The following is a 10761-nucleotide window of genomic DNA, read 5'->3' on the forward strand; positions in this document are numbered from 1 at the left end:
ACCCCGACCCGGGCGAGGGCGACCACCAGCGGGCGGGGGTCGGCGGGCGCGGCGAGGGTCGGGCCGACCACCGCGGCCCCGCCGTGCCCCCGCGCGCCCCCGGCCGCCCCCGCCGGGGGGGGGTGGGCGACCGGCGCACATCACGGAAGGCCGGCCGGAAGCTCCCGGTCCGAAAGCCGCCAGCGACGGGCGTCGGCGATCCGCAGACTGGGCCCGTGAGCACCCGAACCGCCCCCACCACCGCCCTCGCACCCGTACGACAGCGCGTCGACGCGGCCGACTGGCCCGCCCTCACCGAGGAACTCGACGCCCACGGCTGCGCCCTCACCCCGCAGCTCCTCACCCCCGCGCAGTGCCGCGAACTGGCCGCCCGCTACGACCGCGACGACCTGTTCCGCACCACCGTCGACATGGCCCGCCACCGCTTCGGCTCCGGCCAGTACCGCTACTTCACCCACGAGCCGCCCGAGCCCGTCCACGCCCTGCGCCGGGCCCTCTACCCGCACCTGCTCACCATCGCCCGCGGCTGGGCGGAGAAGCTCGGCCGACCCGCGCCCTGGCCCGACACCCTCGACGAGTGGCTGGAGCGGTGCCACGCGGCCGGGCAGGCCAAGTCCTCGCAGATCCTGCTCCGTTACGGGCCCGGCGACTGGAACGCGCTGCACCGCGACCTCTTCGGCGACCTCGTCTTCCCGCTCCAGGTCGTCATCGGCCTCGACCGGCACGGCACCGACTACACCGGCGGCGAGTTCCTCCTCGTCGAACAACGCCCCCGCGCGCAGTCCCGCGGCACCAGCACCGTCCTCCCGCAGGGCCACGGCCTGGTCTTCACCACCCGCGACCGGCCGGTCCGCTCGGCGCGGGGCTTCTCCGCCAGTCCCGTACGGCACGGCGTGAGCACCGTACGCTCGGGGCGCCGACACGCCCTCGGGCTCGTCTTCCACGACGCCTGAGAGGCCGACGCCGACGTGAACACCCCCGACCCCGGCGACCCTGCCGACCACCGGGCCTACCGGCTGCTCGGCCCGGACGGCCGCACCCGGGCCGGCGCCCGGCCCGGAACCCTCGGCGGCTATCGGCCCGCCCGCATCTACGGGCGGCTCGACTGCCCGTCCGCCCGGCGTGCCATCACCGCGGGCGGCTACGTTCGCCACCGGGTCTTCTTCGCGGACGAGCCGACCGCGCTCGCGGCCGGCTACCGGCCCTGCGCGGTCTGCCTGCCCACGCAGTACCTGCGGTGGAAGACCCGACAGCAGGAGACCCAGCGATGACCCCAGCCCCGGCTCCGTCCCTCCCCTCCCCGCTCCTCCGGCCCGCCGACCTCTCCGGGTACGGGCCCCTGCCCGCCCCCGCCCGGCCCAGTGACGCCGAACTCGCCTCCCTGCTCGGCCTGTTGACCACCACCCGGCCCCGCGTCCAGGCCGTCAACCTCGGCCACAGCCGCGACGAGGCCTCCCGCGCAGCCGCCCGGGCCTTCGCCGAGGCTTGGAGGGCCCGCGGCGGAACCGTCCTCAGCATCACCGACTGGCCCGAACAGGCCGCCTCCTGGCTGCGCCCGGCCCAACGCCTCACCGCCCAGGCACCCGACGCCTGGGTGGTCGCCGCCGCACCCCTCGGCTGGGTCCAACTCGCCCGGCGGCTCCGGCACAGCACCACCTGGACCCCCGAACGCACCTTCGGCTTCGCCTCCCTCGCCGAGCCCCGCACCATCCCCCTCGCGGGCCCGGCCACCCTGGACGGCCTCCGCGGCGCCACCGCGGACGGCGGCAGCTGGGAGGTCCGGGCGGGCTGGCTCACCACCCGGCCGCCGCAGGACGGACTCGACCAGTGAACACCACCCCGCCGCTCTCTCCGCTGCCGCCCGCACCCCGAACCGAACTCGCCCCCGGAGCGGTCCACGTCCCCGGCTGGCTCACCCCAGAGGAGCAGCGCGCCCTCGTCACCGCCTGCCGCGCCTGGGCAAGCGGCCCGATCCCGATCCGGCACACCCCGGGTACCGGGCGCGGCGACCTGCTCTTCGGCGGCCCCGCCCGCCCTCGCCCACCACGGCGTCCGGCCCCTGGGCCGCCTCAACATCACCGGCGCGTCACCAGCCTCCCCTGCTGATCCCTCCGACGTGGCAGTTCCTCGATAGGTTCTCCCCGTGACAGCTACCGATGACCGCCGGTTCCCCGCCCCACTGGCCGCCGCGCTCGCCGCGCCCTTCGACTACGACCGCGGCGAGGGCGTCGACTTCGAGCCCTTCGACGCCTTCCTCTCCGCCGGGGACACCACCGACTGGCTTCGCGCCTGGACCGGCAATCCCGAGCTGACCGGCGACGACTTCCGGCTGTTCGGGCAGCACGGCACCGGCGGGTACGCGGCGATCTGGCTGGCCCGTCCCGGCCGGCCGCTCGCCGAGCAGCCCGTGGTCGTCCTCGGCTCCGAGGGACAGACCGGCGTCGTGGCAACCGACCTGGCCGACTTCCTGTGGGTACTCGCAGCAGGGCTCGGCCCCTTCGAAGCCACCGTCGACAACGACCCCGATCGCACCCCGCGCCCCAGCCCGGAGCGGACGGCCGTCGCGGAACGCTTCGCGCCGGAGCGGCGGCGCCCGGCCGCAGCCGTCATCGAGCAGGCCACCGCGGAGTTCCCCGACTTCGACGACGTCGTCTTCGAACTCTGCGGCTGAGCACGCTCCTTCGGATCCCGTGGAGGTCGGTGCCGCCTCAGCCCGTCCGGCGTTTCCGCAGCTCGGCCAGCCATGCCCGTAGTTGCTGGTCGTCGTGCAGGTGGGCGCCGTCCTCGCCCGAGGGGAGGTCGATGCCGTGCAGGAGGCAGAGCGCCCACCAGGAGGTGTCGTCCCACTCGAGCTCGTCATCGAGCACCCACCGGGCGGCCCAGCGATCGGCCTCGTCCCGGGTGAGCCGACCCTCGATCAGCGCGACGAAGCACTCCTCGATCTCGTCGAGCGTGGGCCGACGGCCGACCGCCCTGCCCGTCAGCGGCCGCTCTGGGTGAAGCGGCCGCCGAGGTAGCGGTGTTCCGGGTCGTCGGGGGACAGCTCGCCGAGTTCGGCGATCAGCGCGGGGGCGAAGGCCTCGGCGTCGTCCTGCGGCTGGTAGCCGAGTGCCCGGGCGGTCGAGAGGTCCCACCAGGCGCGGGTGTTGGCGGAGATGCCGTAGGCGACGGTGTGGCCGGTGACGGGGCCGGTGAGCGCGGCGTGGGCGAGGCGGGCCCAGTCGCCGGGGCTGAGCCAGGTGGCGAGCGTCCGGAGGCTGCGGGGTTCGGCGGTGAAGGAGCCGATGCGCAGGGAGACGGTCTCGATGCCGTGGCGGTCGGCGTACAGGGAGGCGAGGTTCTCCCCGAAGCACTTGGAGACCCCGTAGTAGGTGTCCGGCCGCACCGGGCCGTCCACCGGCACCGTGCCACCCTCGGCCGGCCGCTCGGTGAAGCCCGTGGCGTGGTTACTGCTGGCGTAGACGATCCGGCGGACGCCGGCGGCCCGGGCCGCGTCGTAGAGGCGGTAGGTGCCCTCGATGTTGGCGGCCAGGATGTCGGCGAACGGCGCCTCCCCCGGGATCCCGGCCAGGTGGATCACGACGCTGACGCCGTCCATGGCCGCCGCCAGCGCCTCGGCGTCCTGGAGGTCGGCGGTGATGGCGTCGGGTTCGCCGGGCACGGGGAGGCGGTCGAAGCTGCGCAGCCGGTGTCCGTAGGCGGGCAACGACTCCCGCAGGCTGGTGCCCATGCGGCCGGCGGCACCGGTGAGCAGGACCGGTCCGAGCTGGTTCGCCATCCGTTGTGTCTCCCTGGTTCTTCCTCACGGCTTCGTCGAACCGCTGCCCGGGTTCGACGCGCTGCGACCATACCTGACGCGGCACCAGAGATCATTTGATTATTCGGAGTTCGGCGGTACTGCCCCCGACCGCCCGCAGGCGGTCGGGGGCAGTCGGGGGCGGACCGGTCGTCAGCGGACCGGCAGGACCCGGGTGTGCTCCTCGCGGACGGCCTGGAGGGCGTTCGGCTTGAGGCCGAGCAGCTTGAGGATGGTCGGCGCGATCTGCTTGGTCTCGACCTTCTCGTCCTGGCGGACGCCGCCCGGGGTGGCCGCGCCGGAGACGACCAGGGGGACGTTCAGGTCGTCGGCGTGGTCGCCGCCGTGCTCGGCGATCTTGCTGCCGCCGGTGTAGACGACGCCGTACTGCGCGATGCCGAAGACGTCCGGCACCCGCGCGTCGCCGGGGGCGACGTGGAAGTAGCGGGCGGCCTCCTGGCCGGCGTAGACCTTCTGGACGCCGCCCGCGGTGAAGGGGCGGGCCTTGCCGTTGATGTCGACGCCGTTGCCGCTCTGCGCCAGCAGGTAGGCCTTGGCGAACCCGGTGGCGGCCTCCGAGCGGTCGTTCAGCCAGAGCAGCACGCCGTCGTCGTCCACCGCGTGGGCGACCAGGTCGCCGGCGCCCGGGTGGGCGGCCTTCCAGGCGGCGTTGAGGCCGTCCAGCAGCGGGCCATCGTCGATCCGGTTGAGCGCGGCCGGGTCGATCGGGGACTGGCCGTGCTTGGCGGAGAGGATGACGGTGGTGGAGCCGTCGAGGTGCTGCTTGCGCAGTTCCGCGGTCAGCGCGCCGATCTGCTGGTCGACGTACTCCAGGTTCTTCTCCACGAGCGGGCCGGGCACGCCCTTGCCGACGTAGCCGCCCTGGAGGCCGTCGGAGCTCGCCAGCTTCTGCGCGGTGGAGACGGACTGGAAGTTCAGGCCGAAGACGGCCGGGGTGCCGACCTGCTGCGAGCGGCTGTGGTCGTAGCCGTCGATCTCGTTGAGGACGGCCTGCACCTTGTACGAGTCGTACTGCTCGGTGGCCCGGTTGTCCTTGGTCCAGTCGCCCTTGTAGCCGGTCGCGTTGCTGTTGACCTCGGGGGTGAAGAGGTCCTGGATGCCCTCGCCGGAGGGGCCGTTGAGGATGTCGTAGGCGGCGTGCTTGTCCGACCACGCGGTGCGCAGGCCGGCCTGGCGGGCCACCTCGAAGACGGTGTTCACCTGGAGGTAGGAGTGCGGGTAGACCGGCTTGCAGCTCTGCGGGTCGACCGGCAGCTTGGCCGGGTCGATCAGGGTCTGCGGGGCGCCGGTCATCCGCAGGATGGAGCCGGGCAGACCGGGCAGGCCCTGGCCGGCGTCGAGCGCGTCCTTGTTCTTGTCCAGGTCCTCGGTGAGGTCGACCTCGACTCCGGGCTTGGCGTTCTTGCAGTCGGTGGTGCCGGCCGGGAGCAGCGCGGCGTTGTAGGTGTCATCGTAGTAGACGCCGGTGGTGCCGGGGCCGCCGCCGGTCAGCTGGGCGACCATGCCGGGGAAGGAGTCGGACGGGTTGGTGGTGCCGGCGTGGGTGTACTCGACGCCGCCGCGGACCAGCCGGGCCAGTGCGGACTGCGGGTGCTCGGCCACGAAGCGGGCGAGGTCCGACTGGTGCAGGCCGTCGACCGACACCAGCAGGACGTGCCTGGCGTGGGCGCCGCGGCCCTCCTCGGCGGCGGCGGCCTGGGCGACGGTGGATCCGGCCAGCACTCCGGCGGCGCCGAGGGTGGCGGCCAGTCGGACGTAACGACGGGTCACAGAGGTCTCCTGTGGAGGGGGGAGGGGAGGTGGCTGCGGCGGTGCGGCCCCTAGGCTGGGAGGCCCCGGTGTACCGGCGGCAGCCGGGACGTGAACAGCACCGGTCCGGTCCGCGGAGTGGCCGGGATTTTACCTGGATCCCACCAAATCGTGGCCCTGCCATGGCACTTGGCGGGGGTGTACGGTCGGTGCGGCAGCGGCAGCGCGGTGTCGAGCCACCTGAACGGCCCAATCCCCCGGGCGGGCCGCGCGGTCCGGCGGCGATCCTGGATTCCGACCGCCCACGGCGGTCTTTCGCATGCGCGGCACCCGGTCGGCGCGCATGCCCTCCGTCGGCCGGCCCGAGGCACTCCGAGACGAGAAGCCCGAGAAGCCCGAGAAGTCCGAGAAACTCCGAGGAAGGAAGCACAGCTCATGGACGCATCCGCACGGATCGGCTCCGCACAGATCGGCGTGACGGGGCTGGCGGTCATGGGCCGCAACCTGGCGCGGAACTTCGCCCGCAACGGGTACACGGTCGCGGTGCACAACCGCACCCCCGCCCGGACCCGGGCCCTGGTCGAGGAGTTCGGCCACGAGGGCACCTTCGTCCCTGCGGAGTCGCCGCAGGACTTCGTGGCCGCGCTGGAGCGGCCGCGCCGCCTGCTGATCATGGTGAAGGCCGGCGGACCCACCGACGAGGTGATCGAGGAATTCGCCCCGCTGCTGGAGCCGGGCGACATGATCATCGACGGCGGCAACGCGCACTTCGCCGACACCCGCCGCCGCGAGAAGGCACTGCGCGAGCACGGCATCCACTTCGTCGGCAGCGGCGTCTCCGGCGGGGAGGAGGGGGCCCTGCTCGGCCCGTCGATCATGCCCGGCGGCTCCGCCGAGTCCTACACCGTGCTCGGCCCGATGCTGGAGCGGATCAGCGCCCACGTGGACGGCGAGCCGTGCTGCACCCACATCGGCACCGACGGGGCCGGCCACTTCGTGAAGATGGTGCACAACGGCATCGAGTACGCCGACATGCAGCTCATCTCCGAGGCCTACCACCTCCTGCGGGAGGTCGGCGGGTACTCCCCCGCCGAGATCGCCGGCGTCTTCGAGCGCTGGAACCGCGGGCGCCTCGACTCGTACCTGATCGAGATCACCGCCCAGGTGCTCGCCCACACCGACGCCGACACCGGCCGGCCCTTCGTCGACATCGTCCAGGACGCCGCGGAGCAGAAGGGCACCGGACGCTGGACCGTCCAGACCGCCCTCGACCTCGGCTCCCCGGTCACGGCCATCGCCCAGGCCACCTTCGCCCGGGTCGCCTCATCCCGGACCGCCCTGCGCCAGGCCTACCGGCCGCTGCCCGGCGGCGCCGCGCCCGCGTTGGGAGCGGACGAGGCCGAGCGCTTCACCCACCACGTCGAGCAGGCCCTCTACGCGTCGAAGGTCATCGCCTACGACCAGGGCTGGACGATGATCCGCGACGCGGCGGCCGAGTACGGCTGGGACATCGACCTCGGCGCGGTGGCGAAGATCTGGCGCGGCGGCTGCATCATCCGGGCCGCGTTCCTCGACCGGATCCGCGCCGCCCACGCCGACAACCCCGACCTGGTCAGCCTGCTCGCGGAGAAGCAGTTCGCCACCGAGGTCGCCGACGCCCAGAGTGCCTGGCGCACGGTCGTCGCCGGGGCGGCCCGGCACGGCATCCCGGTGCCGGCGTTCTCCGCCGCGCTCGCGTACTACGACACCCTGCGCAGCGAACGGCTGCCCGCCGCCCTGATCCAGGGGCAGCGGGACTTCTTCGGCGCCCACACCTACCGCCGCACCGACCGGCCGGGCAGCTACCACACCCGCTGGGCCGAGCCCGGTCGGCCCGAGGAGCGCACGGACGGCGGGGCGTAGGCGGCCCCTGAGGGTCTCGCGGACCGCTGGCCACGGCCCGCGAGACCCTCAGGACGTGTAGGAGGTCAGGACGGGCGTCCGCCGAACTGCCACCTGTGCACCTCGATGTCGGCGTAGCGGTCCGCGGTGAGGACCGCCCGGGCCGCGTCCGGGCCCGACGCCCGGAGCAGGGCCGCCGTGCCCAGCCAGGCGGTGCCGTCGTCGGAGAGCAGCGGCCCGTACGCGATGAGGTCTTCCCGGTCGGCGGGCAGGGCGAGGTCGGCGGGCTCTCCGGCCCCGAGGCCGAGCACGAGGTAGCGGTCGCCACCGGTCCGGCCGCCAGGGAACTCCCACATGGTGCGGCCCAGGGTGTTGCGCCAGCGTCGCACCAGCACGTCCCGGTAGACCCCGGCCTGGTAGCCCGGCTCGTCGAAGGCGAAGGCGCGGGCGGCCGCGGGACCGGCCAGGTCGACGATGTGCACGCTGCCGGTGGGGAGGGCGCCGTCGTCGGTGAGGGTCGGCCCCCGGGCGATCATCTCCTGGGCGTACCCGTCCATGTAGGACCAGTGCGCTTCCAGCAGTTCGTCGCGCAGCGGCAGGGATCCGGGCCGGTCACGGTGGTAGCAGAGGAACTCCATGTCCGTAGGATCCCTTCGCACCGGCTCCCCGGTCGAGTGGATTTCGCCTCGTCAGCCGCTCGTCGGCCGATGGGTGGCCGGTCGGTGGCCGGTCGTCGGCCGCTCGGTGGCCGCCGCTTCACCGCTGGAGGACGCGCCGCAGCCAGCGGGTGCGGGCCTCCTGGGCGTCCTGGCTGACGGCGGCGTGCGGGGCGAGGGTGTCGAAGCCGTGGCAGGCCCCGGACCAGACGTGCAGTTCGGCCTCGCCGCCGGCCCGCCAGATCGCGTCGGCGTAGGCGACGGCCTCGTCCCGGAAGGTCTCGGCGGAGCCCACGTCGACGTACGCGGCGGGCAGCCGGGACAGGTCGGTGGCGCGGGCCGGGGCGGCGTACGGCGAGAGGTCGGCGGCGCCGTGGCGGTCGCCGAGCAGGGCCTGCCAGGCGGTGGCGTTGGAGTCGCGGTCCCAGGTGTCGTGACCGGCCATCTGGTGGCTGGAGTAGGTCTCGCCGCGGTCGTCGAGCATCGGGCTGAGCAGCAGTTGGCCGCTCGCTGCCGGGCCGCCGCGGTCACGGCTCAGCAGGGCCAGGGCCGCCGCGAGCCCGCCGCCGGCGCTCTTGCCGCCGATGACCAGGCGCCGGGCGTCCACGCCCAGTTCCTCCGCGTGCTCGACCGCCCAGCCGAGTCCGGCGTAGCAGTCCTCGACGGCCCCCGGGAAGCGGGTGCGCGGCGCCAGCCGGTACTCGACGGAGACCACCGCCAGGCCCAGGGGCAGCGCCCAGGAGCGCAGCAGCCGGGGCAGGACGGACCACGCGTTGCCCGTCACCATCCCGCCGCCGTGCAGGTAGTAGAGCAGCGGCAGTTCCTCGCCGACCCCGGCGGGCCGCGCGCTGACCAGGGTGACCTCGCCGTCGCCGTCGCCCCGTGGCGCGTGCAGCTCCGTCACCTCGAACCGGCCGCCGTCGCGCAGCTGGTCGAGCGTCGGCCGGGGCCGGGCGCTCGCGTCCCGCTCCTGCCAGGCCGCCAGCCCCTCCGGGGTGAGCGCCTCCCGGGCCCGCCCGCCAGCGGCCTCCACCGCGGCCCGTACCTGCGGATCCAGCGGAGGCACGCTCCGGACCACCGAACCACCCACCACCGGCACCCCCTCCCCGAGGGCACCCGGTCGGCACCCCGCCGGGCCCAGCTTGCCAGCCCCGTCCGCACGGCGGCACGGCGGCCCCGGTCGGGAGCAGCGGCGCGAAAAACCGATGGCGCGGTGGCCGGGCGGGGAGTTGACTGTCCTTCGGATGCGATCCATTCCGATGATGAGGAGGGAGGTGGGAGTTGTGGAGGATCCGCAGTTCACCGTGGAACTGGCCGGCCCCTCGCCCCGCGGTGCGGTGCGGCTCAAGGCGGTCCGCAGGGTGACCGGGCTGAGCCTGTGGCACAGCGGCCAGGCACTGGACGCCGGAACGGCCGTTCTCCTGGCGGACATCCCCTTCGGGATCGCAGCCCCGGCCGCACGGGACCTGCGCCGCGCGGGCGTGGCGGTCACCGTCCGTTGCGGCGCCTGCCGCCGCACCCTGCCCGAGGACGGCGCCCCGGTCGACTCCGGGCCGTGCGCTTCGCGGTACTGGCCCACCGCCCACTGCCAGGCCAACTCCCTGACCGTCTGCGACTGCGACTACTGCACCGCGTACCGCCCCTTACCCGGGCTCACCGCGCCCTGACCCAGAGGCGAGGACTGGCCCCCGGGCTCACCAGCGAAGGAGTCGGCCGGTGGCGGCGAGGTGGTCGAGGACGATCCGGGTGGTCGCACTGGCGCGGGGGTGGTCGCCGTGGGTGAGGTGGGCGAGCTCGGCGATCTCCCCGCACGGGGTGGGGGTGCCGGTGTGGTCGGCGGCGTAACAGCTGGTGCGGACCAGGGTGCCGGCCGGCTTGCCGTGTGCCGGGGCCTCGACGGTCAGCAGGGGCGTGATGGTCGCCCGGTCCAGCGTGACACCGAGTTCCTCTTCGATCTCCCGGGCGAGGGCCTCCGGATGGGTCTCGCCGGGCTCGGGCTTGCCGCCGGGCAGGTAGAACAGCTCGCGGCCGTGGCTGCGGGTGGCGAGGAGCCGGCCTTCGTCGAGCCGGATCCAGGCCACCTTCTCGATCACCACCGGCGGCTCGAGCACCTGGATCACCTCGCGCACCGCAGCCTCAGCCCGCGGTCGGTGCGGTGGGGACGCCCGCGACCCGGCGCTCGCCGCCGTTGCGCTGCTGCCAGAGGCGGTACACCTCGACCGCGTCCTCGCTCGGCGAGTAGCGCATCGGGAGCCGGCGCTCGTCCCAGTTCTTGGCGAACTCGTCGTAGAAGGTGGCGAGTTCGAAGTACTTGCGGTCGTCGACGTAGTGCGGCTCGTAGGCGTCGCGGGTGGTGAGGAAGACGACCTCGTCCGGCGAGCAGTAGTACAGCGAGCCCAGGCACATCGGGCAGGGGTGGGCCAGGACGTAGATGGTGGCGCCGGTCAGGTGCTCGGTGCCGAGCGCGGTGCAGGCCTCGCGGATGGCGAGGATCTCGGCGTGGGCGGTGGGGTCGTTGGTCTGGGCGACCTTGTTGGCGCTCTCCGCCAGGATCCGGCCGTCCTTGACGATGACGGTCGCGAACGGGCGGCCACCCTCGGCGACGTTGCGGCGGGCGAGGTCGATGGTGCGCTGGACGAAGTCCACGGTGTTCTCCTG

13 protein-coding genes and 1 pseudogene are annotated in these 10761 nt (G+C 74.0%); 7 read left to right on the forward strand and 7 right to left on the reverse strand.

Going from position 1 to position 10761, the window contains the following annotated elements; genetic code table 11:
* Positions 1–215: 215 nt before the first annotated feature.
* From ACFVXG_RS45700 to ACFVXG_RS45720, 5 genes and pseudogenes are all read left to right on the forward strand, one after another.
* Positions 216–953, forward strand: a complete 738-nt coding sequence (locus ACFVXG_RS45700) for a 2OG-Fe(II) oxygenase (protein ID WP_387936449.1) — start codon at positions 216–218, stop codon at positions 951–953.
* A gap of 15 nt (positions 954–968) precedes the next feature.
* Positions 969–1271 (forward strand): Ada metal-binding domain-containing protein, encoded by a 303-nt coding sequence (locus ACFVXG_RS45705; RefSeq protein ID WP_387936450.1) that lies wholly within the window; start codon positions 969–971, stop codon positions 1269–1271.
* Positions 1268–1831, forward strand: coding sequence for a hypothetical protein (locus tag ACFVXG_RS45710; protein ID WP_387936451.1), 564 nt, complete (start codon positions 1268–1270; stop codon positions 1829–1831). Before ACFVXG_RS45705 ends, ACFVXG_RS45710 begins: the two co-directional genes overlap by 4 nt.
* Positions 1828–1989 (forward strand): annotated as a pseudogene (locus tag ACFVXG_RS45715) (alpha-ketoglutarate-dependent dioxygenase AlkB); the annotation flags it as partial. The gene ACFVXG_RS45710 and the pseudogene ACFVXG_RS45715, both read left to right, overlap by 4 nt.
* 154 nt (positions 1990–2143) lie before the next feature.
* A complete protein-coding gene (locus ACFVXG_RS45720) occupies positions 2144–2671 on the forward strand; it encodes an SMI1/KNR4 family protein (protein WP_387936452.1) in 528 nt (175 codons plus the stop codon).
* Between the two features lie 37 nt (positions 2672–2708).
* Here ACFVXG_RS45720 and ACFVXG_RS45725 read toward each other — a convergent pair whose 3' ends face one another.
* The 3 genes from ACFVXG_RS45725 to ACFVXG_RS45735 all read right to left on the reverse strand — a co-directional run bounded on the left by ACFVXG_RS45725 (position 2709) and on the right by ACFVXG_RS45735 (position 5587).
* Entirely contained in the window at positions 2709–2867 is a 159-nt protein-coding gene (locus ACFVXG_RS45725; RefSeq protein WP_387936453.1) for a hypothetical protein, read from the reverse strand.
* Positions 2868–2980: 113 nt separating this feature from the next.
* The gene (locus tag ACFVXG_RS45730) at positions 2981–3778 is read right to left on the reverse strand and encodes an NAD-dependent epimerase/dehydratase family protein (RefSeq protein WP_387936454.1); all 798 of its coding nucleotides are present in this window, start codon (positions 3776–3778) and stop codon (positions 2981–2983) included.
* A 171-nt stretch (positions 3779–3949) separates the two neighbouring features.
* Entirely contained in the window at positions 3950–5587 is a 1638-nt protein-coding gene (locus ACFVXG_RS45735; protein WP_387936455.1) for an alkaline phosphatase family protein, read from the reverse strand.
* Positions 5588–6001: 414 nt separating this feature from the next.
* Between ACFVXG_RS45735 and gndA the strand changes: the two genes are divergently transcribed.
* Positions 6002–7468 (forward strand): NADP-dependent phosphogluconate dehydrogenase, encoded by a 1467-nt coding sequence (gene gndA / locus ACFVXG_RS45740; protein WP_387936456.1) that lies wholly within the window; start codon positions 6002–6004, stop codon positions 7466–7468.
* Positions 7469–7533: 65 nt separating this feature from the next.
* Here gndA and ACFVXG_RS45745 read toward each other — a convergent pair whose 3' ends face one another.
* Positions 7534–8085, reverse strand: a complete 552-nt coding sequence (locus ACFVXG_RS45745) for a YciI family protein (RefSeq protein WP_387936457.1) — start codon at positions 8083–8085, stop codon at positions 7534–7536.
* 118 nt (positions 8086–8203) lie between these two features.
* Positions 8204–9169 (reverse strand): alpha/beta hydrolase, encoded by a 966-nt coding sequence (locus tag ACFVXG_RS45750; RefSeq protein ID WP_387936458.1) that lies wholly within the window; start codon positions 9167–9169, stop codon positions 8204–8206.
* A 217-nt stretch (positions 9170–9386) separates the two neighbouring features.
* Between ACFVXG_RS45750 and ACFVXG_RS45755 the strand changes: the two genes are divergently transcribed.
* Complete coding sequence (locus ACFVXG_RS45755) at positions 9387–9770, forward strand: hypothetical protein (RefSeq protein ID WP_387936459.1); 384 nt, start codon at positions 9387–9389, stop codon at positions 9768–9770.
* A gap of 27 nt (positions 9771–9797) precedes the next feature.
* On the opposite strand, the gene ACFVXG_RS45760 is transcribed toward ACFVXG_RS45755, so the two are convergent.
* Positions 9798–10223, reverse strand: a complete 426-nt coding sequence (locus ACFVXG_RS45760) for an NUDIX domain-containing protein (RefSeq protein WP_387936460.1) — start codon at positions 10221–10223, stop codon at positions 9798–9800.
* Positions 10224–10239: 16 nt separating this feature from the next.
* Positions 10240–10749: a nucleoside deaminase gene (locus ACFVXG_RS45765; RefSeq protein ID WP_387936461.1), complete on the reverse strand. Its 510-nt coding sequence runs from the start codon at positions 10747–10749 to the stop codon at positions 10240–10242.
* Between the last annotated feature and the right edge of the window lie 12 nt (positions 10750–10761).

This window comes from Kitasatospora sp. NPDC058162 (genome assembly GCF_042884005.1).
Classification (GTDB): Bacteria; Actinomycetota; Actinomycetes; order Streptomycetales; family Streptomycetaceae; genus Kitasatospora.